The following is a 26,455-nucleotide window of genomic DNA, read 5'->3' on the forward strand; positions in this document are numbered from 1 at the left end:
CCAATTAACCTTTTACGCTAACTCCAGTAAAATAGGGCAATGGTCGCTATGCAAGGCATCAGGTAAAATGCGTACATTTTTCAAGCGGTTTTCCAATGCTTTGGTGGTTAAATGATAATCGATACGCCAACCCAAGTTCTTGCCCCTGGCACCGGCACGGTAGCTCCACCAGGTATAGTGGTGCGGATCTTGGTTAAAATGACGGAAAGAATCAATAAAGCCATTATTAATGAAAAGCTCCATCCATTCCCTTTCTTCGGGTAAAAACCCAGAGGAATTGGCATTGGATTTCGGGTTGTGAATGTCTATCGCCTTGTGGCAAATATTATAGTCTCCAGAAATGATCAAGTTTGGATGGGTCCTCCTCAGTTCGTCGATATAGCCATTAAAGAAAGCCATGAACTCATATTTCTTCGCTTGTCTTTCGTCGCCGCTTGAACCCGAAGGCATGTATAAGCTCATTAACGAAAAGCCATCAAAATCGGCCCTTAACACCCTGCCTTCCGCATCAATCCACTGTTCACCGCAACCATATTCTACGTGGTTAGGCTTTATCTTGGTAAGGATGGCTACGCCACTATATCCTTTTTTCTCGGCCGGAAACCAGTAGTGGTGATAGCCCAATTGCTCAATAAGCGCCAAAATATCGGGAATTTGTTCCTTAAGCGCTTTTACTTCCTGTAGGCAAACCATATCTGCATCGGTAGCTTGTAGCCAAGTAAAAAGTCCTTTGGTGGCCGCTGCACGAATGCCGTTAACATTATATGATATTATTTTCATCTCTATAAAAATTTTTCAATGGTGATGAAGCCGACCATGTTTGTTCGTACCACGTTGTGGTTTGAAAAACCCTGATGGTTCCATTATTTCTTAGCTTCTGCCTTTTTTAATTCCTTTTCCAGTTTTCTCGCTTCCCGCTTTTTAAGAACGGTAACGGTCATTTTCACATCTTCTTTGGGGCGGTTGGCCTCTCCAGTTTCTACGCTGGCAATGGCATCTATCATTTCTATTCCCTTAACTACTTCGCCATAAGCGGTGTAGTTTCTGTCCAGATGTGGCGTGCCGCCAATGGTTTTGTAAATTTCCCTTTGATAAGCGGGAATTTGATGTTTTAACCGGTTCTTTTCAATGTTGTTCAGTTGCTCGTCGGTTAAAACTTTGCCCTGTACCAGATAAAACTGGCTCCCGCTTGATGCTTTTTCGGGATTGTTGTCCCTTGCCGCGGCCAAAACGCCTTTTTTGTGAAAGATACTATCGCGAAACTCTGCCGGAATTTTGTATTCCGGGCCTCCATTGCCCAGGGTAGCTTCGGGTGTGGCATTTTTCGAATCGGGATCACCGCCCTGAATCATAAAATCTTTGATTACCCGATGGAAAATAGTGCCATTATAGTAGCCCTCTTTAGCGAGCTTCAAAAAATTATCGCGGTGCAATGGGGTTTCGTTATAAAGCCTTACAATACACTCGCCTTTGCCAGTACTAATTTTAATATATTGATATTTAGGCTTTGCGGCAAAAGTTACTTGGCAAAGTAACACTGCACAAAATAGCAACAGTTTTTTCATGAGAATTGGTTTGGTGCTAAGTTATTTAAAAAGCAAATCATTGTCTAAGTAAAGTTGAATTATTCTTCCCGATTTTAAGCTGTAGAATTTATTATCTACTTTAGTGATTAATGAAGCTTTACATTAAAAATATGGTATGCAACCGCTGTAATATGGCGGTAAGTGATGTTTTCGAAAAGCTGGGCCTTAAAACAAAAACCATCACCCTGGGAGAGGTGGAGTTGGATGAAAAGGAGCTCAGCAACGAACAGTATCAGCGTGTGAAGCTAGCTTTGGAAAACCTTGGTTTTGAATTGTTGGAAGACAAAAGGAAGATGCTGGTTGCACAAATCAAGGGAGCGGTGGTAGACTTGGTACACCACACCAAGGAATCACTGAAAGTGAACCTTTCTGATTTTCTGGCCAGCAAATTAAATACGGATTATTCTAGTTTGAGCAGTGTTTTTTCTGCCGAAGAAAAGAATACCATTGAACATTACTACATTCAACAAAAAATAGAAAGGGTGAAGGAGCTTTTGAGCTATGGTGAACTGACCTTGAGCGAAATTGCCTTCCAGTTAAATTATAGCAGTGTTGCCCATTTGTCGGCACAGTTTAAAAAGGAAACAGGGATAACACCGTCTGAGTTCAAGCAAGATTTGAAGCGAAAAACGCTGGATCAGGTCTAAGTTACTTTCTTATCATACATCAACCTTTTCATGAATTTGCTGTTGTAGCTTTGTGTTCATTAACAAAAAGACAATAGCCATGAAGCGATTATTCTTATTTTTATTGGCGACGAGCTTAAGCGTAGCGACGTTTGCCCAAACTCAATGGAAAGTTGATCCGATGCACTCCTTTGTGAATTTCTCGGTTAAACATTCTGGAATTTCACTTGTAGACGGTGCTTTCAAAAAATTTACGGGCGAATTTACTTCCTCGAAAGCTGATTTTACCGATGCGAAGATCAATTTTTCTGTAGATGTAGCAAGTATTAACACTAGCGTAGATATGCGTGATAATCACTTGAAGTCAGACGACTTCTTTAATGCAGAAAAGTTCCCTAAAATGACTTTTGTAAGTACTGCATTCAAGAAAGTGAAAGGTAATACCTATGCGCTTACTGGTAAATTAACCATCCGCGACGTCACTAAAGATGTTACTTTTACCGTAGTTTATGGCGGCGCCGCAAAAGACCAAAAAGGAAATGCCAAAGTTGGATTTTCTGCTTCTACAACCATCAACCGGTTAGACTACAATATCAAATACGACCCAACTGGTGCAGGTGTTGCAAAAGATGTAAACATTGTCTTGAATTTGCAGTTTGCACAAGCGAAGCAATAGAATATTTTCCCACAGATGTTCGCAGATAAGGTAAATCAAAGTTAACCCTTAAGATCTGTAATTTTTTTGCGAACATCTGCGGTTAAAGCGAAAGCAATGGACACACTAAATCAATTCAAAACATTTACCTCTAATTTAGCGCAAAGCGATTTAATGCCTGTACTTTTCATGGGGCACGGTTCACCAATGAATGGTATTGAGGTAAACGAATTTAGTAACGGCTGGGCAAATATGGCCAAGTCCATTCCACGGCCTGCTGCGGTTTTAGTGGTTTCGGCTCATTGGTTTACGTTGGGCACTAAAATTACCGCAATGGATTTTCCACCAACCATTCATGATTTTGGAGGCTTCCCGCAAGCGTTGTTTGATGTGCAATATCCAGCGCCAGGCAATCCCGAATTGGCAAAAGAAACTGCGGGCTTAATTACTGCTAGCTCTGTAGCTTTAGATCATGACTGGGGCTTGGATCATGGGGCTTGGACCGTCATTAGGCATATGTATCCCAATGCCGATATCCCCGTGCTACAGCTCAGTATTGATTTTAGCAAGGGTGCGCAATATCATTACGATTTGGCCAGGGAATTATCCGCCCTGCGAAGAAAAGGGGTTTTGATTTTGGGAAGTGGTAACATGGTGCACAACCTGCGCATGCTAAGCTGGGAAATGATTAATGGCGGGGGCTATGATTGGGCGTTGGAAGCCAGTGAAAAATTCAAAGCAGCCATTCTCAATCATGATCATCAAGCACTTATTAAGTTTGAACAAATGGGCAGCGACGTACGTTTGGCAGTGCCTACGCCCGAGCACTATTTACCTTTAATGTATACCTTAGGCTTACAGCAGCAGGGGGAACAGGCGTTTTTATTTAACGACAAAGCCGTGGGCGGCTCGTTGACCATGACCTCAGTGAAGGTGGCTTAGTTTAACGGAAGTTCGGAAAAAGCGTTTTGTTGTTTTTCATTATCTCCGGCCTTAGCAATTCTCCAGGTTCTACTGAAATCGGAACCTGTTTGGTTACATCTGGAAAAACTTAGTTCACTTTTTTATAAGGGAACGCTATTTTTCTGCGCTTTCCGCCCATATCTCCCTCAATCCAAGCGAGTAGCTCTGCTTTTCCTTTATTTTGATAAACAATTTGTTGCGGGAAATCATGCTGTTTGTTCTCGAAGGTGAAGGTGTTGTTTTGATTGTTTATTAATTTGAAATGGGTAATGCCCTCATTGTTTTTCTCGTAGCCCGTTACGCAGAAAGTCCATTCGCCTTTGATTTTTTTGAGCACAATAGATTCCGTTAAAATGCTATCACCGGTGTCTTTAAACCGATGGGATTGGCCTGTAAGGCTATCTTTGTGCAATTGCCAGCGTTCCACAATCTTTCCATTTTTGGTTTTCATTTCCCATCTTCCGAGCAAAAAATCGAAAGATTTCAGGCTTGGTTTTTGTGCCGAAGCAGCAGCGGCCAGGGTAAAAAGGATGAAGCCAAAGAGTAATTTCTTCATGATCTGTTTGGTTTGAAGTTACATGATTTTTCTCAATAGTTTGAGTACCCACTGTTTGGTGGTGTAAGGAGGATAAACCAGGCGGTTAAAATCAAGCGATCGTTGTGCCACTACGCTACGTTCGTGCGAGAAATTTTTAAACCCGAAAAACCCATGGCTACTGCCTGTTCCGCTATGGTTTACGCCGCCAAAAGGAAGTTTTGGATTGGCAATATGTACCAAAACATCGTTAACGCAGGTGCCACCAGCGCTGGTTGATTTAATGATTTTCTTGATGTTCTTATCGTTTTTGCTAAAAATATACAGGGCCAAAGGTTTGGTTTTTCGGTTCACAAAATCAATGGCTTCGCTTAAATTGTGGTAAGGAATGATCGGTAAAATGGGGCCGAAGATTTCTTCGTTCATCACTTGTGCTTCTAATGGCACCTGTGTTAAGATGACGGGATAAATGCGCTGCATCTTTTCGTCAGACTTGCCGCCCCAATTGATCCTTGCCCCCTTTTCCATTGCATCGCTCACCAAATTTTCCAGTCTATCAAAGTGCCTTTTGTTGATGATTTTACCATAAACCTTTGGGTCAATTTCCTCCTTTGCCTTAAAATACATTTCGCTGGCAAATCGCTTAAACAAACCCACAAACTCATCAACTAAATCCTGGTGGATTAAAATATAATCCGGAGCGATGCAGGTTTGGCCTGCATTAACCAGCTTGCCCCAAGCAATTTTTTGTGCCGCTTTGGCTAAATTCACGTCCTTATCAATAATGGTTGGAGACTTTCCGCCTAATTCAAGCGTTACCGAGGTAAGATTCTTGGCCGCAGCGCTCATCACTACTTTACCAATTTCAGTACTTCCCGTAAAAAAAATATGGTCAAATGGGAGCTCTAAAAGCTGCTTTGCAATCTCGGCATTGCCTTCAATACAGGCAATTTGTTCTTCCTCAAAAGTATTCAGTATAATTTTACTGATGATTTTGCTGGTTGCAGGGCTAAGTTCCGAAGGTTTCAGCATTACACAGTTTCCTGCGGCAATGGCCGAAATCAACGGTGACATTACCAGCTGAAAAGGATAGTTCCACGGGGCGATAATCAAGCAAATGCCTTTCGGTTCGTAGTAGATTCTGTTTTTCGCCAAAGGATTGCTCAGCGTTTTGCCCATGCGCTTGGGCGCCATCCAGCTACTAAGGTTTTTAATGGCGAAATCAATCTCCCCATAAATGAAAAAAACCTCGGTAACGGCGGCTTCAAAACGGTTCTTGGCCAAGTCTTTGTACAGGGCCAAGAAAATGTCGTCTTCATTTTCTGCTATCGCCGCCTTAAGCTTCCGGAGCTGTTCAATTCGCTCTGCGGCATTAGTTTGCCTTAGCGCAAAATGATGCGCCTGCTGATTTTTAAAAACGCAGCCAATCCTGTTCATAGCTCACAAAGTGGAAGAATAATTGTTAAATATAGTTAAACCCCGATAAAACTTCTTATAATTATCGGCAAATTAGTAGCGTAGTACCACATGTTATAACACCATGAAAAAGTATCTGTTTCTATTTTCCGTATTCTTCCTGTCGTTTCAGCTAAGGGCGCAAACCATCAAACCAGATGTTTTTGTGATTGGAAATAGCAATGCTGCCGTAGCGGCAGCCATACAGGCAGCGCAATCTAATGTTAAAACAATATTGTTGTTGCAGGCAGGGGGCTTTGATATTGAGCCCATAGGGAAAGATCTGCACTCTGGCGTGCAGGCTACTTTTTTAAGTAAGGTGAAGAAGCTTAAACCGTTGAACGATAGTATTGGCGAAGTACAGTTTGATAAGCAAACGGCCAATCAAGTGTTAACTCAATGGACGGACAGCATTAAAAACCTAACGGTCATCAAAAATGTGCAGTGGATAAAGGCAGACAGATCGGGCAAGGGCTGGGTGTTTAAATTGTCGGACGGTAAAACCATTAGGCCCGAGATTTTCATAAACGTGGCTGATCAAAAACTGAACGCCGCCCTAAAAATTGATGCCTCGGCAGGGGGAACTTGGGAAAAGCTCAGCTATCAAAACCCCATCTACAAAACCAATGTTGCGGTAGGTAAGCAAATTAGCGGCAGTACGAGCACCTTTTTTTCATTGTACCAGTTATTAATGCCTACGCAGGAGAATTTGGTTTACGTGAGCGATGCCTCAAGCATGTTGTTGGGCCAGGCGGCAGGTGCGGTAGCGGCCTACGCTGGATTTTTTGATCTAAGAACCTCCGAATCAAACCTGAAGAAAATACAGGGCGAGCTGATTGCCCATAACAGTAACCTGATGCCTTTTGTGGATGTGGGCATAAAAGATGCCAATTGGAAATCTATCCAAATGGTAGGTGTTTCCGGGGTGATCAAGGCCGATGAAACCAACGGCAAACTGCTTTTTAATGGCGAAAAACTGGTGAGCACCGCTGAAATTAAGGAGCCTATCAAAGAGCATTACTACAAGGCCCAAATTTGGTTTGATGACCATAAAAGCGAGATCATTACCCTTGGAAATGCCCTGGATATGATTTGTTATGTAGGGAACAAAGCCGCGGAAAGTACACTTAAAGAGGTGGAGAAAAAATGGAAGACAACTTATGGTTTTACTTCAAAATTTGAGCTGGGGCGACAAATTTCGCGACGCGAACTCGCCGTGTTGCTGCAGGATTATATGCCTCCATTTAACGTAACGATAGATAAAGCAGGCAAAATCATCAGGTAGCTCCTTGCCGTCTGTAACATTTGTAACATCTTGTTTTGGGCTGCGCTAGCCCAGCACTTTTTTGCATAACTTGCATGCATAACCGTAACCAAAATGAAGAAAAAGCTTTACCTATCCCAATTATTTTTTTGGGCTGTTACGCTTAGTTCCTTTGCCCAATCAACGCAAAACTATAGCAACAGCGCCAGCTTGGCCCAGCGGATCAAAACGTTGACCAGCAAATATCCCAGCTTAATCAAATCAAGAACACTTACCCAAACGCTTGGTGGAAAAGACATTTGGATGCTCACCCTGGGCGCTCAAAACGCTGATCAGAAACCGGCTATTGCTGTGGTTGGCGGGGTCGATGGCAAACATCTTTTAGGTGTAGAAATGGCCATCGGCTTTGCCGAAAAACTATTGGCAAGCTCAAACACCGATAGCGTTAAAAACCTGTTGAACAAACAAACCTTTTACGTATTTCCAAACATGAGCCCCGATGCTACCGAGCAGTATTTTGCAAAGCTGAAATACGAACGCAGTGGCAATGCTACCAAAACCGATGATGACCGTGACGGCAGGATGAACGAAGACGGGTTTGACGATTTAGATGGCAACGGTAAAATTACCTGGATGCGCGTGAAAGATGCCACAGGAAAATACAAATTGAACCCAGACGATCCCCGTTCGCTGATTTTGGCCGATGCTGCCAAAGGCGAAAATGGCGCATATCTTCTTTTGCAGGAAGGAACGGATAACGATAAAGACGGACTGTTTAACGAAGATGGAGAAGGCGGGGTGAATTTCAATAAAAACGCAAGCTTTAATTATAAGAATTTTGTTCCCGGAGCAGGAGAGTATGCGGTTTCTGAAAAAGAGAACAGGGCGTTGTTCGACTTTCTTTTTGATGCCTTCAATGTATATGCCGTAGTCACCTTCGGACCAATGAACAACCTTTCATCGCCTGTGGCATTTAATCCAGCGGGTTTGAGTAAGAGAGTAATCACCAGTTGGTTTGAAGCCGATGTAAAATCTAATGCGTTGGTTTCTGAACGTTACAATAAAATCACTAAAACCAAAGAGGCTCCCAAAACACAGGCAGAACCGGGTGATTTTTCGCAGTGGGCTTATTTTCATTATGGCCGTTTGAGTTTCAGTACTCCGGGATGGTGGGTGCCAAAAGTAGCGCCAGATTCGGCGAAGAAAGAAAGGAAATTTACCAATGATGATCCTGTGGCAGCCTATTTACGTTGGGCGGCTAAGGAAGGAATTACCGATACCTACACCCCGTGGAAAGCGGTTTCGCACCCAGATTTTAACGGAAAAACCGTTGAAATAGGCGGGATAGATCCTTTCGTGCTTAACAACCCGCCGTACAAGTTGGTAGACAATATTGTAGCCAAGCATACCGATTTTTTGGTAGCCCTTGCTGCCATGGCACCTCAAATTGAATTTGTGAACCTCAAAACCGAGAAAGTAGCCGATGGGCTAACACGGGTAACACTGCAGCTGCTTAATGCCGGTGATCTGTCTACCTATACCAAAATAGGCGACCGTAGTTATTTTCTTAAAAAGATTGCCGTAAAAGTGAACGCCAAAAATGGGCAAGAAGTGGTAAGTGGCCGTAAGAGCCAAACCATCGACAGTTTGCAGGGCAAGGAGTTTAGAGAATTAACCTGGCTGATCAAGGGCAATGGAAAAATTACCATTGATGCAGGTTGTCCAACCACAGGAAACAAATCAATAGAGGTTACACTTTAATCGAACAGAACAGATGACGATGAAGAAATACATGCTAATGGCTGCGGTGATTTTGTGTGCCGTAACCTTAAAAGCTCAAAAACCAGAAAATATATTAGCGGCAGTAGGTACGCCACCAAACCCAAAAGTGCCCATCAGCTGGAACCGGTATCACGATTATGCGGCCATTACGGAAATCTGTAAAAAGCTGGCAGCAGCCCACCCCAACCTGATCAAGTTAGAAACCATCGGGAAATCTTACCAGGGCAAAGATCTTTGGGTCATGAGCATCAGCGACCATAAGGTGGGCAATGCCGATCAAAAACCGGCCATGTACATTGACGGGAATATCCACTCTAATGAGATACAGGGAAGTGAATTTGCGCTGTACACGGCTTGGTATTTGGTAGAAATGTTTGCGGCCAACAACCAAATGGTGCAGTCGCTTTTAGCCGATAAAACCTTTTACATCGTGCCCACCATCAACCCTGACGCCAGGGATAGTTTTATCCATAAAGCCAACACCGCACATTCCCCACGCACAGGTTTAATTCCTATTGACAACGATAGGGATGGCGCAGATAATGAAGATGGTTTTGACGACCTGGATGGCGATGGGCACATCACCATGATGCGCCGTAAAAATCCGAACGGCCGTTATAAGGTAGACCCAAGCGATCCACGAAGAATGATTGTGGTAGGCTACGATGAAAAAGGAGAATATGAGCTTTTGGGTTCCGAAGGGATTGATAATGATGGCGATGGCCTGGTGAACGAGGATGGTGAAGGCGCCTATGACCCTAACCGCGATTGGGGCTGGAACTGGCAGCCGAACTACATTCAAGGTGGCGCCTATAAATATCCTTTCTCTATTCCCGAGAACCGTGCGGTGGTAGATTTCGTGATGAAACACCCCAACATTGCTGCGGCACAATCTTACCACAACAATGGCGGCATGATTTTGCGTGGCCCAGGAGCGGCAGAAGATGTGGATACCTACAACGCACAAGATGTGCGGGTATATGATGCCCTTGGTAAAAAAGGCGAAGAATTGTTACCAGGTTATCGTTACTTAGTGGTTTATAAAGATCTGTATTCGGTTTTTGGTGGGGAGTTGGATTGGTTTTACGGCGGACGGGGAATTTACACCTTCTCCAATGAACTTTGGACCGGCTATGCCATGTACAATAAGGCAGGCGCAGATAACACCCAGGATCAGCTCTACAGTTTCGACAAGGATTTGCTAATGAAAGATGCTTTTGTAGACTGGAAACCCTATAAACACCCCCAATACGGAGATATTGAGATAGGAGGTTTCAAAAAAACTTACACCCGCTTACATCCAGGCTTTTTGCTGGAAAGCGACGCACACCGAAACATGGCTTTTAGTGTCTTCCACGCCTACAATACACCAAAATTGAGTGTTGACGAAATTGAGGTGAAAGAAATTGGAGCAGGACTAAAACAGGTTACCGCAGTAGTTAGTAATTTACGGATGATCCCAACCCACTCCAGCCAAGACATTAAAAACAATATTGAAATCCCGGATATCATTTCGCTAACCGGTGGAACTGTGGTTGCGGGAATGGTAGTGAATAACCGTGATTTGGGGATTACGACCGAGCAAAAGTTAGACCCAACCAATATCAGGGTAGAAAATATCCCAGGCAACTCTTATGTAACCGTAAGATGGCTGGTAAAAGGCGGAGCTAAATTCACCGTGAACGTGAATAGCAAAAAAGGCGGATTAGCAAGTAAATCAAACTAGAAATACAGCATCATGAAAAGATATATTGCATTTTTAACCCTCTCTATGTGGCTAGGTGCATCGGCACAGCAACTGGCGCCATTAACCGTTCAAAAAATTATGCGTGACCCCAAGTGGATGGGAACTTCGCCCGAAGCCTATCGCTGGTCAGCAGATAGTAAAACGGTTTTCTTTAACTGGAACCCTGAAAATAAAGATAAGGCACAGCCCTACAAAGTAAATGTAGCGAGCTTAAAGATAGATAAAGCGGAAAATGAAGAAGCAGATAAAAATGCGGTGCTCAACTACGCCTACAATAAAGACAAATCCCTGGGCCTGATGGAAAAAGGAGGTGATCTTTACCTTTCAAACTTCAAAGCCAAAAAAGAAACCCGTCTTACCAATACCATGGAGCGGGAAAGCAACGCCAGGTTTTTGTACAACAACGACATCGTTTTTCAACGCTCAGAAAATGTGTATCAGTTGAACTTGTCTACCGGCGAACTAAAACAACTGACCAATTTCATCAAAGGAAAACAAGAAGGTTTTGGCATGCCCTTGGGTAAAGGCCCAGCCCGTTCAACAGGCGGTTCGCAGCAAGATACTTGGCTAAGGAACGACCAAACCGCATTGTTCGATATTATCAAAAAGCGAAATGCCGAAGGCACAAACAGAGGTGCCGGTGGTGGAAGACGTTTTGGCGCTCCTACAGCCAGCTCGGCGCCAGCCAGAACCATTAAACCTATTTATTTAGAAGAAGATTTTATGGCGGGCTTAACCGTTAGCCCAAACGGTAAATTTGTAAGCTATCGATTGATCAAGCAAGCCGTTGGAAACAAAAACACCATTGTGCCCAATTATGTAACCGCTTCGGGCTATACCGAAGATATTAACGGCCGTACCAAAGTAGGAGAAACGTTGTCTACCAGTATTACCTATGTTTTGGACTTGGATAAAGATTCAGTTTATGCTGTAAATGTTTCACAAATTCCGGGCATTAAAGATTTGCCAGACTATGTAAAAGATTATCCCAAACAATTGGAGGAAAGAACCAAAAAGAACGAAGATAGAAAGGTAAACCTGAGCGTAGTGAACTGGAATGAAAGTGGTTCTTTTGCGGTAGTGACCGGCCGGGCACAGGACAATAAAGATTTCTGGATCTTGAAATTGGATCCCTCAACGGGCAAACTAACATTAATTGATCGCCAGCGTGACGAAGCTTGGGTAGGTGGCCCAGGCATCAGCAGAGAGGTAAGATGGATCGACAATCAGCGGTTCTATTTCCAAAGTGAAGCCACGGGCTACTCGCATCTATACACCTACAATGTGAATACTGGAGAAAAAAAACAACTGACCTCGGGAAAATGGGAAGTTCAGCAAGTGCAGCTCTCTAAAGATAAAAGCACTTTTTACATCAGCGGGAACAAAGCGCATCCCGGCATTACCCATTTCTACAAAATTGGGGTAAACGGAGGCGATTTGGTGCAAATTACCAGTATGAAAGGCGGTAACGAAGTAACCCTGTCACCTGATGAGAAATGGTTGGCCATCAATTATTCGTACATGGATAAACCTTGGGAGCTCTATATCCAAGCCAACAAACCCGGAGCAAAAGCCGTAAAAGTAACCCAATCTACTTCAGCAGAATTTGACAGCTACCAATGGCGTCAGCCTGATCTGGTATCATTTAAAAACCGCTACGGCGATGAAGTGTATGCCCGGGTTTACCCTGCTAAAAACCCGCATCCCAATAAGCCTGCGGTGGTATTTGTGCACGGAGCGGGCTACCTGCAAAATGTGCACTACTGGTGGAGCCAATATTTCAGGGAATACATGTTCAATAACCTGCTGGCCGATAATGGCTATACCGTGATTGATATTGACTACACGGCAAGCTCAGGCTATGGGCGTAACCACCGCACTGGAATTTATCGCCACATGGGCGGAAAAGATTTGACCGATCAGGTAGACGGCGTGAAAATGTTGGTAGAAAAATATGGGGTTAATCCTAAAAACGTAGGTTTATACGGCGGATCTTATGGTGGCTTTATCACCCTAATGGCACTTTTCAACGAATCAGATACCTTTAGGGCGGGAGCGGCGCTCCGATCGGTAACGGATTGGGCGCATTATAACCACGGCTATACCTCAAACATTCTTAACGAACCATTTAATGATCCCGAGGCCTATAAAAAAAGCTCACCAATTTATTTCGCCAACAAACTTAAAGGCGATTTGGTAATGCTGCACGGTATGGTTGACGTGAATGTGCATTTCCAGGATATTGTACGCTTAAGCCAGCGGTTGATCGAGCTGGGAAAAGATAACTGGGAATTGGCCGTATATCCGGTAGAAGACCATGGCTTTGTAGAGCCCAGCAGCTGGACAGATGAGTACAAGCGGATATTCAAGCTGTTCGAAAGTACGTTAAAGAAATAATATAATCTGAGTTCGATTATTATATGGCTAATCCCGAAATAAAATCGGGAAGACGCTAAATCAACGTTCTGTACATGTTGACCACGAAGTAGCGGCGAAGCAAACCGAACCTTGGCATGCTTAACGGAGTTAATTTATTGCAGCATCAGATTTGAAGGTTAACTACAAGTGGTTATCAATCGAGCTCAGGTAAAATATGGCTGGCGAAACCAGATATTATTTTATCCAAAGGAGATGCAATTTTAATCCTTTGAAGCTTGTTTTTTGGAAAAGATTGGCCGTAAACGATTTTATATATAAGTTAGCGATAACCCTAAATTTTAAAAGATGAATATTAGATTTTTCAAAAAGCAGTTTGTTTGTTTTCTCGCAACGATATGCTTTTTAACCATTGGTAGCCAATACGTACAAGCCCATGATTTAGGGCATGTAAGCCTAGAGCGGCCTAATAAGGATAGTGTGATTAGAATTTTGGCCATAGGCAACAGCTTTTCTGAAGACGCATTGGAGCAATATCTTTATGGATTGGCCAAGGCGGGAGGCTATAAGGTGATCATCGGGAACTTATATATTGGCGGAGCTCCGCTAGATCTGCACCTGAAAAATGTGCAGGAGAATAAAGAAGCCTATGAATATCGTAAAATAGGCTTAGACGGCAAGAAAGAGCGCTTCCCCAAAACCAGTATCGCAAAGGCACTTGCCGACGAAAACTGGGACTACATCAGTTTGCAGCAAGCCAGTCCCAAATCTGGATTGTTCGAAACTTATTCAGGGCCATTGCCGCCGCTGTTCAACTACGTGAAAGGCCAAGCCACCAATTCCAAGGTGAAGTTTGTTTGGCACCAAACCTGGGCCTATGCGCAAAACTCAACCCACAGTGGTTTTGCCCGCTATGATAAAGATCAGATGAAGATGTACCAGGCAATTATGGACGCTTCAAAAAAAGCCCTCAAACTAGTGCCTTTTGATCTTTTGGTGCCCTCTGGAACCGCCATACAAAATGCACGCACCAACTTTGGCGATGTCATGTGCAGAGACGGCTACCACCTTGATCTTAACATTGGACGCTATACAGCTTCATGCACTTGGTACGAAGCCATCTTTAAAAAAAGTGTAATAGGCAATACCTATAAGCCAGAAAAAATAAGCGACGAACAGGCGAAAATAGCCCAGAAAGCTGCACATGAAGCAGTAAAAAAACCATTTAAGGTCTCAAAAATCAAATAAGAGCCAATTCTTTTTTAACCTTAAAAGCCGCACAGCTGTGCGGCTTTTAATTTTTTAATGCGTTTTCTTGCGTTTTAAATTTAGTTTTCGTATCATTATCTTATTGAAATAGCGGTGATATGCTTTTTTGACTGTTTAAAACCTGCAAATTGTTGCGTTGCGAACAGTAATAGGCCTTTTTGCTCTTTTTCACTAACCAAACTAATCTTTAATCCCTTAACCAAAACGTATGAGAAAACTTTTACTATCCATTGCTTTTTTTACATCAGGTTTAGCCTCCTTTGCGCAAACCGTGCCGCTTACCAGAAATTGGTATATTGCGCCTGTAGCTGCAACGGCTGTAACCACAACCAACTCAACTATTGCCTATAATAAAGGAACAGGCAAGTTATATGTTGCGGATCGTAACAACAAGATCTATATCGTAGATCCATCAAATGGAAGCTGGAGCGCTGCTAATTTGATAAACACAACCACCGTGGGCTCCGAGAGCTACAAGTACACCAAAATTAGGGTTGCCGATGATGGAGCGATATACGCTATTTCGATGGGAACAGTTAGCGCAGGCGTGGCAAAATTAGTGGTATATAAATGGAGCTCGGAAACGGATGCTATACCAACGAGATCAGAAATCAACGTTACCAAAAGAGTAGGGGAATCATTAGCGGTTTTAGGAACAGGAGTTAATACCGTTTTGTATGTAAGTGGTGCCACCAATAACGAAATATACAAACTTACTACAGTTGACGGTGAAAGTTTTACCCTTAGTCAAACAATCACTCTGGGGGCAAATAACCAAGCTTGGGGCAGTATTTCACCTATTTCTAGCACAGAATTTATAATCAATGGTCCACAAAGCGTAGGGATAAGGAAAATTACTATAGACAATACAGGAACAATTACAAACACAACACTTATTCCTGCGCCAATTGAGCCAGTGTATTCAAATGCAGAATACTTTGAAGACGGTGCCAAAAAATATTTGGCCCTGTCGGGAACTGTGGTTGGTTCTGCGGCGCCATCAACCAATACGGCAGCCAGAATAAGGATCTATGACATTACAACAATAACCAGTCCTGTGTTGGTTTCATCTGCTGAAATGTTCGCTACCCTGCCCGTAACCAATTCAAACCCTAGCGGATATGCGGATGTAGCGGTGCTTAAAAATGGAGATGGCACAACCACCTTTTTCCATGTGGTGCATGGCAGTGGTTTAGCCTCCTACACCACCACCGGAACATTGCCAGTTACCTTAAGAGATTTCAGTGCAGCTTTGGTGAAGGGCCAAAGTACCCTCTCGTGGCAAACCGTTTCAGAAACCAAAAACAAAGGCTTTGAAGTATGGCGTGCCAATGATGATATGAAATTCTCAGCCATTGGTTTCGTAGACTCTAAAGCACAAAATGGCCATTCGTCGGAAGTGTTAAACTATAGCTTTATAGATCGTACCGCCAAGGTAGGAGAAAACTATTACAAACTAAAACAAGTTGATTTGGACGGCGCAGAGCAGCAGTTCGGAAAAATAGTGAACGTAAAACTCAGCTTTGATGATCAAAGCATTGTAGCCTTCCCCAATCCAACCACTAAATATGTAACGGTTAATGCCGGATCGACCGATTATAGCGCTGTTAAATACGAACTATTTGACCTTAGCGGGAAAAAAGTGCTCAGCGAAAAAGCCAAGGCAATTCAGCAGGAAATCAGCCTAAATGGCCTGCCTTCTTCTATCTATTATCTTAGGATTTCAAAAAACAACGAGCTTCAAAAAACCGTTAAGCTCATTAAACAGTAAATAGGGTTAGTTTAAATAAGTTAGGGCTCCAATTGATGTTGGGGCCTTTTTTGTGATAACCATATCTTATAAATGAATCGCATAGACACATAGAAAACTCAGACTGATGTCGTGTCTTTGCTTACGAAGTTTCAAAAACTTCGTAAGTCTTGTTTTAGTACTAACTGATGCGGATCCCGAAAAGTCAGGACAGCACTACGCCAGGTGGGCCCATAATCAGAAACTAATTCTTTAACGAAAAGTATCATTTTTATCTATAGCGCTATCAAGATTAAGTATGGTTTAGGCATTGCCTTACAGGGCTTTTTAAACTATCTTTGCGGCACGAAAATTAAAAAAACACTAAAATATTATGAGTTACGTAGGTAAAAAATTCCCGAGTATTACAGTTGATGCCATGTCTGAAATGGGCGATGATTTGAAAATCAACGTTTTTGAAGAAGCAGTAAAAAATAACTCTAAAGTATTGTTGTTCTGGTACCCAAAAGACTTCACTTTTGTTTGCCCAACTGAATTGCACGCTTTCCAAGCCGCTTTGGAAGATTTCAAACAAAGAAACACCATCGTGATCGGTGCATCTTGCGATACCAACGAAGTACACTTTGCATGGTTAAACACCGCAAAAGACAACGGCGGGATCGAAGGCGTTACCTATCCATTAATTGCTGATACCCACAGACAGTTAGCCGGTACTTTAGGAATCTTGGACCAAGAAGTAGAATACACTGAAGAAGGAGAAGAAGTTTTCTCTGGTTCTAATGTTTCTTACCGTGCTACCTACCTGATCGATGAAACCGGTAAAGTATTTCACGAAAGTGTAAACGATATGCCATTGGGCAGAAACGTAAAAGAATACTTGCGCCTAATTGACGCTTATGCACACGTACAAAAACATGGCGAAGTTTGTCCTGCTAACTGGGAAGAAGGAAAATCTGCAATGAATGCCACCAGAACTGGCGTAGCGGAATACTTAAGCGCAAACTAAGCGAAAGCTTAACGGAGGCTGTTCATGCCGACGCTTGTCACATTGAGCTTGTCGAAATGTTCTTTTTAGAATAAGGCTTCGACAAGCTCAGCTTGACAAATATAAATTACCCTCTTTTCAAACCAATAACTATGCGATTTCTAAACTGACACAAGGCTGTAAAAGTAGTGTGATTGCATAGCTATTAAATTTTATATCATGTTTTTAGAATTAACAGAAGATAATTTAAGCCAATACCTTTCAGATAATCCAAAGGTGATGGTACAATATGCAGCTTCGTGGTGTGGTAACTGCCGTATCATGAAACCAAAGTTTAAAAAATTGGCTTCAGAAAATGAAGACGTAGCATTTTTAATTGTAGATGCGGAGAAATTTCCAGAGTCGAGAAAATTTGCAAAGGTGGATAATTTACCAACTTTCGCAGCCTTTCAAAACGGATCTTTGGTTGACCAGGTGCAAACCAACAAAGCCGAAGTTTTAACCGATTTATTTGCTAAAATCAAGTAATTATGAAAGTTCCAGTAATTAGGCAGTTTTTCGAAAATGCAAGCCCCGAGCAACTGAACGCAACCCTTGAAGTGTTAGAAGCATTTTGCGAATTTAGGGGCGTAAGTGAAGCAGAGGTTGACGTAGCCGGAGAAATGATCACCAATATTTGTGGTGCCTTAGAAGTGCACCAAAGTGTAAAGGGCGGCATGGCCGAAAGAGAGGCGTTAAATGCATTTTCTCAAAAAGTAATGGGCTCTATTGATCGGTAATTTTCTATAGATCCCCCACCTTAAAGATTATTGAACCTCGCAGATTTTCAAAGTTTGCGAGGTTTTTTAATGTACAGGTGGTCGCGTTTTTAGGTTATCTAAATTGAACCACATATATACCTAAAAACTCTTTTTGTACAGGTTATAAAGCACCTGCTTATCAAAGTCTGTAAGCGTTTGGGTAATGTCCGTTTGGATATAATGGATTTTAAAAGCTTCAATGGCGTAGTTTAAACGCTGCACATTGTAGCCAATCACCTTTAAAGCCGCAGTGGTGTCAAAGTTTTCGGGCACACTGTCTAAAACATCATCATACCAAAGTCCATATCCCTTTTGCGCCAAAGTTTTCCACGGGAAATTCTTCGGATCGTTTTTACGTCCAGGAGCAAAATCGGCGTGTCCAATAAAGTTGGCCGTTGGAATACTATATTTCTTTTTTAAGGTGCCCAGTAAGGCACACAAACTATTGATTTGTGCATCAGTCCAAATATCGGTAGTGCCGTTGTTGTCCATTTCAATGCCTATGGAGCAGGAGTTCATGTCCGTAACGCTGCCCCATTTGCCCACACCTGCATGTTGTGCCCTCAAATAGTCGTTCACCATTTGCACTACTTTACCATCTCTGCTTACCACATAGTGGGAGCTGGTGCCAGTTCGGGTTAGGGTAAAAGTTCTGAGGGTTTGCTCCAAGGAATCCTGGGCCGTGTGGTGTATGATGACGAAGTTTGGCTTCCTGATGCCCATATTGGTGGTGCCCACAAAATACTGCTCACTATACAGCGAGTCAATTTTTTGGTTTTCGGGCGGGGTAGCTTTAATGATTTCTGAAAAAGCCTTTGCGTTGTTTTTGTACACCTTGTCGGTAGCTTTATACTTGTAAGTGCTGCATCCTGCAACTAACAGCCCAAATGCTGCGGCAAGAAATAAAGATTGGTATCGGTTCATCGAAATAAAATGTGTTTTGTTATTGGCCGAGTTAAAGGTGAAATCCTCAGCAAATAAAGTGCTGCTATTCTTCCTCAACTTTTTTACTAATTTAGGGCTTTCAAATAACATCCGAAAGAATATTATTTATGCAAAAAATAACCATGCGTGTAGCTAAAAACCTGATCCTCGGAGCAGTTTTGTCAACCTCAATTACCGCCTGTACAAGCAAAAACTCAACACAGGGAAATGCCGCAAATGGCGAGCTCGACTCTTTACAGGAGTATGTGGCGCAAAGGCTACCGATTTACGAGAAAGTGAGGCTAAGCACTGATCTTAACCTGCTTACCGCTAACGAAAGACAAGTTTTGCCTTTACTGATAGAAGCCGCTCAAATTATGGATGAGCTTTTTTGGAAACAAGCCTATCCGCAACGCGATAGTTTGTTGGCCACAATCAAGGACGAGAAAACAAAGGATTTTGTAAAAATCAACTACGGTCCGTGGGACAGGCTTAATGGCGATAAACCTTTTGTAGCGGGCATTGGCGAAAAACCCCTGGGAGTAACCTTTTATCCATTGGATATGACCAAAGAGGAGTTGGAAAAGTCGGATGTAAAAGATAAACAGGGCCTTTATTCGGTCATTAGAAGAGAGCAGGGCAAATTGGTTTCTATTCCCTACCACATCTATTTTGCTACCGAGCTGCAAAAAGCCAGCAGCTTGCTGAAACAGGCCGCTTTAATTACGGATGATGCGGGGCTGAAAAAATACCTGAACCTACGTGCCGATGCTTTGGTGAGCGATAATTATACCGCCAGTGATTATGCTTGGCTGGACATGAAAACCAACGGATTGGACATTATTATTGGGCCTATTGAAAACTATGAAGACAAATTGTTTAATGCCAGGGCCTCTTTTGAAAGCTATGTACTGGTGAAAGATAAGGAATGGAGCAAGCGTTTGGCCAAATATGTAGCGCTTTTGCCTGAGCTCCAAAAAGGACTGCCAGTACCCGATAAATACAAGAAGGAGGTTCCCGGAACTGATTCGGAATTGAATGCCTATGATGTGGTTTACTATGCTGGCGATTGCAACTCTGGCTCCAAAACCATTGCGGTGAACTTGCCTAACGACGAAAAAATCCAACAGGAAAAAGGCACCCGTCGCTCGCAATTGAAAAATGCAATGAAAGCTAAATTCGATAAAATTTTAGTGCCAATTGCCAATGTATTGATCGACAAGGAACAACAGAAATATATCAAATTTGATGCTTTTTTCGCCAACGTGATGTTTCATGAAGTGGCACACGGCCTGGGCATAAAAAATACCATAACAGGCAAGGGAATGGTGCGCAATGCGCTGCAAGAGCAATATTCGTGGTTAGAAGAAGGCAAAGCCGATGTTTTGGGCCTGTACATGGTGACCGGTTTGCTTAAAAAAGGAGAGCTACAGGGTGATATCAAAGACTATTACACCACTTACATGGCTGGTATTTTACGCTCGGTACGCTTTGGGGCCTCTAGTGCACATGGTAAAGCCAACATGCAATGCTTTAACTTTTTCCAGGAAAAGGGAGCTTTTGAAAGAACCGCACAAGGCACTTATAAAGTTAACTACGAAAAATTCGCTTCGGCCATGAACGAACTGAGCGCCGTTATCCTAACCTTACAGGGCAATGGCGATAAAGTAGCCGTAGAAAAAGCACAAATGGAAAGAGGGCTGATCAAAGCCCCGCTGCAAGCCGATTTAGACAAACTTGCGCAGAAAGGTATTCCTGTAGATGTGGTTTTTGAACAAGGCGTAGATGTTTTAGGGATGAAATAAAAATTTAAATTAAAAAAAGCGGCCTAATTGCAAAATTAGGCCGCTTTTTTTATGCCTTTAGGAATAGTTGCCCAAAAAAATGAAAATTTCTTGTAACCTTTTGCAAAACTCTTTCGTCTACATGCTACAAACTATCCGTAGGGATTTCCCTTTTTTGAAAAACTAAGCAGAAAAATTTAAAAAAGAAAAAAAATGCGCTAAAAGCGCACAGGCTTTTTTGTGCCCAAAATTTTAACGATAAAACAACACACAAATGAAAACTTTATACCTTTTGATCTTCACTTTGTTCGCTTCTACAGCACTTTATGCTTCGCCTGTTAAGGCCAAACAAGCAGAAGTTAGTGGCCTGGTTTTGGACGAACAGCGTAAGCCCATAGATTACGCTACGGTAGGCTTGTTCAAGTCCTCAGACTCATCGTTGGTAAAAACCGCCATGACTACGCCCGATGGAAAATTTAGCTTTCCAAGCATCGCTGCGGGAAGCTACTACATTAAAATCAACATGATGGGCTACCAAATTTATAAAGGCAAGGCTTTTACCGTTGCGGAGCAAGCCTTGAATTTGCCAGAGATTGTTTTGGTGGCCTCCAGTAAAATGTTAAATGCCGTAAGCATTACTGCCGTTAAGCCGCTTTTGGAGCGTAAGGCAGATAAATTGGTGATGAACGTTGAAGCCAGCTCGGCTGCGGTAGGCTCATCGGCATTGGAAGTGCTGCAAAGAGCGCCAGGGGTTACGGTAGACCAAAACGACCGGATTTCGATGCAAGGTAAACAGGGCGTACTGATCATGTTGGATGGTAAACAAACCTACATGAGCCAGGCTGATGTGGCCAATTTGCTGCGCAACATGCAAAGCTCTGAGATTGAAACCATTGAGCTAATTACCAATCCATCCTCCAAATATGATGCATCGGGCAACTCCGGAATCATCAATATTAAAACCAAAAAGGCTCGTAGCGGCGGTGCAAACGGCAGCTTTAACGCAGGCATGGCCTACGGAAAAAACCTTAGGGGAAATACCGGGCTGAACCTTAATTACCGAAACAAAGGCGTTAACGTTTTTGGTAGCTACAACTTTAACAAGGGCGCAAGGGATAATTTTATTAGTATCGACCGTGTCTCTAAAGGTTCTGGGGCCAACCCCGATACTTATTTTTCCCAAAAAGGGGACGATACCCGTGATTTTGAAAACAACAACTTTAAAGTTGGTGCCGATTTCTTCCTCAATAAGAACAATACCATTGGTGTTTTGGTGAATGGCTATTTGAACAGTGGCGATGAAAAATCAGCCAATCGAACCTTGATCGGGAAATCGTTTACGCAAATTGACTCGACCCTGATGGCCAATAACACCCAAAAATCAAGCTATCGGAACTTCTCTTACAACTTAAACTACAAATCTGTTTTAGACACTGCGGGGCAAGAGCTCACCGCCGATGCCGATTATTCGAGATACCACGGTAAGGACAATGCCGAACTGGTAAACGATTACCGTTATCCTGATGGCTCCTTGGTAAAGCCTGTAGGCCGCTTAAGAAACAACACGCCAAGCGTAATTGATATTAAAGCGGTTAAGGTAGATTATGTTTTGCCAATTAATAAAACCATGAAGTTTGAAGCCGGGGCGAAAAGCAGCTGGGTAGAAACAGATAATGATTTGCGTGCCGAAGAATGGGTAAGTAACGCATGGCAAAATGATGTGCGCCGTAGCAACAGGTTTGTGTACGATGAAAATGTGAACGCCGTGTACACCAATTTGAACAAGCAATTTAAAAGTACCAGCGTTCAATTGGGGCTACGGATGGAGCAAACCAACTCTAAAGGTCATTTGATTACCACCAACGAGGTTGTAAAACGCAGTTACTGGGATTTTTTCCCTACCATCTACATCCAGCAAACGCTGTCTAAAAACCATCAGGTTGGCGTTTCCTACGGACGCAGGATTGACAGGCCTAGTTACGACGCATTAAACCCATTTATGTACTATCTGGACCAATATACCTACAACAAGGGTAATCCTTTCTTAAATCCACAGTACACCAACAATTACGAGGTGAATTATACTTTCATGCAAAAATACTTTTTGAATTTTGGCTATAGTGTGGTAAACGATGCAATTACCGAAGTGATTTTGCCTGATGAAAAACAAAAAGCTTTATATCAAACCAATGCCAACATTGCCAAAAACACGACCATTTCAGCAAATCTTTCGGTTCCGGTAAAAGTGCGCAAATGGTGGACCATGAACAACAACCTGAATGTTTTTCACCTGGCTTTTGAAACGCCAGACCTGGAAGGAAGAGCCCTGAAAACTGGCCAAACTTCTTATCAGGTTCGTATGCAGAACAACTTCATCATCATGGATGGTTTAACGGCCGAGATCAATGCCAACTATGAATCGCCTTTAACTTATGGTACCCTTGCGCTTGAGGAAAGGGCTTACGTTGACCTCGGAATCAGTAAAGCTATCCTGAACAAGAAAGGAAGCATCAGGTTTGCCGTTTCGGATGTTTTTGATACCAACAGAACCAGATTGAGCAGTGCGTATCCAGGGTTGAACTATAACCTTTATCAAAAGAACGAAACACAGTTGTTTAGGGTTAACTTTAGTTACAGATTTGGCAAAAATGAAATTAAACCTGCCCGCAGAAGATCAACAGGAACAGAATCGGAGCAAGGCAGGATGAAGAATTAGCATCTTGACCATTGTTAAAAGCCTCACGAAGTACTAAAAAACTTCGTGAGGCTTTTAATTTTTGAATCGTTTCTAACAGCAAGCCGGATGTTATTGCTTGATGATTTTTGTTGTTTCCATAACGCCGGTCCCGGTTAAGCTGATGAAATAGATGCCCTTAGGGTAAGCGGATAAATCTATCGTGATGTTGGTTGCTTTTGGGCTAATTGGTATCTGCTCGATTTTTCGTCCACTTTGCTCAAATACGTTAATTGAGCCATATCTGCTTGGAATAAATGAAACGGTTACATGCTGTAAAGTTGGATTGGGAAACGCGTGTATATTATTGCTCCCAAAGCCAAAAGTTAAATGTGCTGTTCCCAAATCTGTAGTGGTTGCATCTTGGTTCACTAACATTAACTGATAATAATTGGTACCGTTTAACGGGGCTTTATCATAAAAAGTGTAGCTATTGTTGGCATATTGGGTGTTGGCCGCTAAAGTCCCTATTTTAGTAAAGGCAGTTTCATCTGTACGGCGGTAAATATCAAAGCTTTTTACGTTTTGCTCTGATGCGGTTTGCCATTGCAATAAGGCCAATTGATCAAACGTTTTGCTGGCTTTAAATGAAATTAGCTGTAGCGGGAGCGTACTTGGTGGTAAAGTAATTTTTTTGACAAAAATCCCTTTTGATGAGTAGGCCATAAGCAGTTCGGTTTGAGTGGTTGTTAGGCTGCTATAGGTGGTGCTTGAGGCAGATGCTGGACCTGATCCTACCAACTCCCAAGTATTTTGGTTAAACCGCTTAACGAAAGCCTTATTTTCATCGCCGGCATCACTGTAGCCAACGTATGGCATACCGTCATAAAATAGCATTTTGATATAGTTGGCCGCACCAAGCGAAAACCCGCCAGAACCTAAGGTTTCCCAATTGGTGCCGTTAAATTTCTGGACAGTAATTTTACTGTTTGCGTTTCCATCTTGATAAGCAACGTATGGTGTGCCGTTGTGAATTGCGAGGTCAGCGTAGAGCGCCGACCCAGCTGAAAATTGCGGAGACCCAACGATTTCCCAATTGACCCCATTAAACCTTTGTACGGTTATCTTTAGGCTATTTGGTATATCGGTATAGGCAACATAGGGCACGTTGTTGTAAATGGCTATAGCCGTAAAAGCTACGGCACCTGGCGAAAAACCACTATTACCAACAAGCTCCCATGACGTACCGTTGAATTTTTTTACGGTTGCCCTGCCTGAGTTGTTTGCGTCCCGATAAGCGACATAGGTGACCCCGTTGTGAACGGTCATGTCGTTAAACTGGGCAGAGCTTTCAGAAAATGCGGCATTACCTACCGTTTCCCATACGGTACCATTAAATCTTTTAACAAAGCCCTTGTAGGAATCACTGGCATCACAATAGGCCACCTGTGGCGTATTTCCGTTAAAAGCAATGCTGTTGTAAAATGCAACCCCCGCCGAAAAACCTGCCGCACCAACGTTTTCCCAGGCAGTTCCGTTGAATTTTTGTACGCTGGCTTTTCCATTGTTTGCAAGATCTTGGTAAAGTACATAGGGAACACCAGAGGCATTGCTTTCAACAGCAACGTAATCTGCCGTACCAGCAGAAATTCCGTTGACCCCAAGCGGTTCCCAACCAACACCATTGAACTTTTTAACATAGGCTTTGTTGTAGTTGCCGTTGTCGTCATAAGCGATGTAGGGAACCCCATTGTATATAGCAAGGGAGAAATAGTTGGTCGTGCCGATAGAAATCGCTTGTTGTCCAACAATTTCCCAATTGGTTCCATTAAATTTTTGCACCGTAGGTTTGTTACTGCCATCTCGGTAGGTAACGTATGGCGTACCGTTGTGGTCTACAGCAATGGCATTTTGGGTAACGCTTGTTCCTGAAAACCCAACATTGCCAACGGGCTCCCAGCTGGAGCCATTTAGCCGCTGTACCGTAGCTTGGTTTCCATTGGAAACATCCTGATAAACTATATATGGGATATCTTGATAGAAGGCAATGTCAGAATAATTCATTGCCCCGCCTGAAAACCCAACATTGCCAACAGTTTCCCAATGGGTTCCGTTAAACTTTTGAACGGCGGCTTTGTTGCCATTAGCGCCATCTTGATAAACAATGTAAGGCGTGCCGCTGCTGTTTACCGCAATGGCATTGAAATAGGCAACTCCCGGGGAAAAGCCAGCTGTACCTACCGTTTCCCATAAGGTGCCATTGAACTTTTGAACGGTGGCCTTACTGTTATTATAAATATCACAATAAACCACATAGGGGGTGGTGCCATCAGTACAGAGCGAAATATAGGATGCCATACCCTCTGAAAAACCAGGTGTACCTACGGGTTCCCATGAAGTACCATTGAATTTTTGTACAGTTATTTTGCTGTTGTTGGCGATATCCTGATAAGCCACATAGATTGAGCCTGAATGATCAGTGGCAGTAACAACTTGATAGGCCGCACCTGCACTGAAACCTGCCGCACCTACCGTTTCCCATTCGGTGCCGTTAAATTTTCGGGCAGTTAATTTATTGTTTTGGCTCTTGTCTTGAAAAATAAGGTGGGCAACACCGTTGGGCAATTCAAGATTGGAATAAGCGGCTTCATCGTAGCTTGCCTGAATAAAATCACTGGGGCCTATTGCCTGCCAATTTTGTGCGTGGGTGGTAGCAGGAAAATGGAAGATGGTGAAAGCAGAGATTGCATAAAAAGAAGAAAGCGTTCTGGAGAGAGCTTTTTTGAGGCGGAATTTGAACATGGCGTTTTTTTGGCAAAAGTAGCAAATACCCTAAAATCAACCAATAGTGGTTTGAATAATGCCGCCAGAAATATGAATAAAGATTGTTTTATGGGTTTGTGAGCCATGCTCGGGCTATTTCCCAATCATGGCAACCACAATTTCTTCCAATTGGTCAATATCAAAGGGCTTGGCCAAATAGCTTTCTGCGCCGGCAGTTTCGGCCAGCGTTTTGATGTCGTTATTTGCCGAGAAATAAATCACCGGAATATCTTTGTACAAAGGATGCCTTTTAAGCTCCTGGGTGGCCTCTATGCCGCCCACATCGGGCAGCCAGTTGTCCATTAGGATCACGTCAGGCTGGTAGCCCGCAATTTGATCAATAATGTGGTTTGAGGTAGATGAGGTTTTAGTTTCATATCCCGCCCCTTCTAAAATAAGGGTGCAAAGTTCCAAAATGTCTTTGTTGTCATCAAAAATGAAAACCTTTTTGCTCATC

Annotated in this window: 21 protein-coding genes; 14 read left to right on the top strand and 7 right to left on the bottom strand. The window is 42.9% G+C overall.

All coding sequences use genetic code 11. From position 1 onward, the window contains the following. Positions 1-12: 12 nt before the first annotated feature. Both DUT71_RS02360 and DUT71_RS02365 read right to left on the bottom strand, forming a co-directional pair. On the bottom strand, positions 13-780 hold the full coding sequence (locus tag DUT71_RS02360) for an exodeoxyribonuclease III (protein ID WP_113660903.1): 768 nt from the start codon (positions 778-780) through the stop codon (positions 13-15). A gap of 83 nt (positions 781-863) precedes the next feature. Beyond that, on the bottom strand, positions 864-1,565 hold the full coding sequence (locus tag DUT71_RS02365) for a peptidylprolyl isomerase (RefSeq protein ID WP_113660904.1): 702 nt from the start codon (positions 1,563-1,565) through the stop codon (positions 864-866). Between the two features lie 110 nt (positions 1,566-1,675). Between DUT71_RS02365 and DUT71_RS02370 the strand changes: the two genes are divergently transcribed. From DUT71_RS02370 to ygiD, 3 genes are all read left to right on the top strand, one after another. Beyond that, a complete protein-coding gene (locus tag DUT71_RS02370; protein ID WP_113660905.1) occupies positions 1,676-2,233 on the top strand; it encodes a helix-turn-helix domain-containing protein in 558 nt (185 codons plus the stop codon). Between the two features lie 79 nt (positions 2,234-2,312). Then, positions 2,313-2,888: a YceI family protein gene (locus DUT71_RS02375; protein ID WP_113660906.1), complete on the top strand. Its 576-nt coding sequence runs from the start codon at positions 2,313-2,315 to the stop codon at positions 2,886-2,888. A gap of 96 nt (positions 2,889-2,984) precedes the next feature. Beyond that, the gene (gene ygiD / locus DUT71_RS02380) at positions 2,985-3,809 is read left to right on the top strand and encodes a 4,5-DOPA-extradiol-dioxygenase (protein ID WP_113660907.1); all 825 of its coding nucleotides are present in this window, start codon (positions 2,985-2,987) and stop codon (positions 3,807-3,809) included. Between the two features lie 109 nt (positions 3,810-3,918). On the opposite strand, the gene DUT71_RS02385 is transcribed toward ygiD, so the two are convergent. Continuing rightward, complete coding sequence (locus tag DUT71_RS02385; RefSeq protein WP_113660908.1) at positions 3,919-4,386, bottom strand: DUF6265 family protein; 468 nt, start codon at positions 4,384-4,386, stop codon at positions 3,919-3,921. Positions 4,387-4,404: 18 nt separating this feature from the next. After that, the gene (locus DUT71_RS02390; RefSeq protein WP_113660909.1) at positions 4,405-5,802 is read right to left on the bottom strand and encodes an aldehyde dehydrogenase family protein; all 1,398 of its coding nucleotides are present in this window, start codon (positions 5,800-5,802) and stop codon (positions 4,405-4,407) included. Between the two features lie 103 nt (positions 5,803-5,905). Here DUT71_RS02390 and DUT71_RS02395 point away from each other — a divergent pair, with 103 nt between their 5' ends. The 9 genes from DUT71_RS02395 (at position 5,906) to DUT71_RS02435 (ending at position 17,772) form a co-directional block, all read left to right on the top strand. Next, positions 5,906-7,105, top strand: coding sequence for an FAD-dependent oxidoreductase (locus tag DUT71_RS02395; RefSeq protein WP_113660910.1), 1,200 nt, complete (start codon positions 5,906-5,908; stop codon positions 7,103-7,105). A gap of 93 nt (positions 7,106-7,198) precedes the next feature. Continuing rightward, entirely contained in the window at positions 7,199-8,845 is a 1,647-nt protein-coding gene (locus DUT71_RS02400; protein WP_113660911.1) for a M14 family metallopeptidase, read from the top strand. Between the two features lie 13 nt (positions 8,846-8,858). Next, the gene (locus tag DUT71_RS02405) at positions 8,859-10,592 is read left to right on the top strand and encodes a M14 family metallopeptidase (protein ID WP_205313817.1); all 1,734 of its coding nucleotides are present in this window, start codon (positions 8,859-8,861) and stop codon (positions 10,590-10,592) included. A gap of 12 nt (positions 10,593-10,604) precedes the next feature. Further along, on the top strand, positions 10,605-13,010 hold the full coding sequence (locus tag DUT71_RS02410) for a S9 family peptidase (protein WP_240186830.1): 2,406 nt from the start codon (positions 10,605-10,607) through the stop codon (positions 13,008-13,010). Positions 13,011-13,337: 327 nt separating this feature from the next. Further along, on the top strand, positions 13,338-14,237 hold the full coding sequence (locus DUT71_RS02415) for a DUF4886 domain-containing protein (protein ID WP_113660913.1): 900 nt from the start codon (positions 13,338-13,340) through the stop codon (positions 14,235-14,237). Between the two features lie 229 nt (positions 14,238-14,466). Continuing rightward, positions 14,467-16,029, top strand: a complete 1,563-nt coding sequence (locus DUT71_RS02420; RefSeq protein WP_113660914.1) for a T9SS type A sorting domain-containing protein — start codon at positions 14,467-14,469, stop codon at positions 16,027-16,029. Between the two features lie 352 nt (positions 16,030-16,381). After that, complete coding sequence (locus tag DUT71_RS02425) at positions 16,382-17,014, top strand: peroxiredoxin (RefSeq protein ID WP_113660915.1); 633 nt, start codon at positions 16,382-16,384, stop codon at positions 17,012-17,014. A 198-nt stretch (positions 17,015-17,212) separates the two neighbouring features. Then, positions 17,213-17,521: a thioredoxin family protein gene (locus tag DUT71_RS02430; RefSeq protein ID WP_113660916.1), complete on the top strand. Its 309-nt coding sequence runs from the start codon at positions 17,213-17,215 to the stop codon at positions 17,519-17,521. Positions 17,522-17,523: 2 nt separating this feature from the next. After that, a complete protein-coding gene (locus tag DUT71_RS02435) occupies positions 17,524-17,772 on the top strand; it encodes a DUF6952 family protein (protein WP_113660917.1) in 249 nt (82 codons plus the stop codon). A gap of 120 nt (positions 17,773-17,892) precedes the next feature. Here the strand turns inward: DUT71_RS02435 and DUT71_RS02440 are convergent, their stop codons facing one another. Further along, a complete protein-coding gene (locus DUT71_RS02440) occupies positions 17,893-18,717 on the bottom strand; it encodes an N-acetylmuramoyl-L-alanine amidase (protein WP_113661094.1) in 825 nt (274 codons plus the stop codon). A gap of 128 nt (positions 18,718-18,845) precedes the next feature. On the opposite strand from DUT71_RS02440, the gene DUT71_RS02445 reads away from it, so the two are divergent. Beyond that, positions 18,846-20,522, top strand: a complete 1,677-nt coding sequence (locus DUT71_RS02445) for a dipeptidyl-peptidase 3 family protein (RefSeq protein WP_240186831.1) — start codon at positions 18,846-18,848, stop codon at positions 20,520-20,522. A gap of 253 nt (positions 20,523-20,775) precedes the next feature. After that, positions 20,776-23,217, top strand: a complete 2,442-nt coding sequence (locus DUT71_RS02450) for a TonB-dependent receptor domain-containing protein (RefSeq protein ID WP_113660918.1) — start codon at positions 20,776-20,778, stop codon at positions 23,215-23,217. Between the two features lie 90 nt (positions 23,218-23,307). Here the strand turns inward: DUT71_RS02450 and DUT71_RS02455 are convergent, their stop codons facing one another. Next, the gene (locus tag DUT71_RS02455) at positions 23,308-25,977 is read right to left on the bottom strand and encodes a T9SS type A sorting domain-containing protein (RefSeq protein WP_113660919.1); all 2,670 of its coding nucleotides are present in this window, start codon (positions 25,975-25,977) and stop codon (positions 23,308-23,310) included. A 114-nt stretch (positions 25,978-26,091) separates the two neighbouring features. Continuing rightward, positions 26,092-26,454 (bottom strand): response regulator, encoded by a 363-nt coding sequence (locus DUT71_RS02460; protein ID WP_113660920.1) that lies wholly within the window; start codon positions 26,452-26,454, stop codon positions 26,092-26,094. Between the last annotated feature and the right edge of the window lies 1 nt (position 26,455).

The sequence above is a fragment of the Pedobacter nanyangensis genome, from assembly GCF_003313505.1.
Classification (GTDB): Bacteria; Bacteroidota; Bacteroidia; order Sphingobacteriales; family Sphingobacteriaceae; genus Pedobacter; species Pedobacter nanyangensis.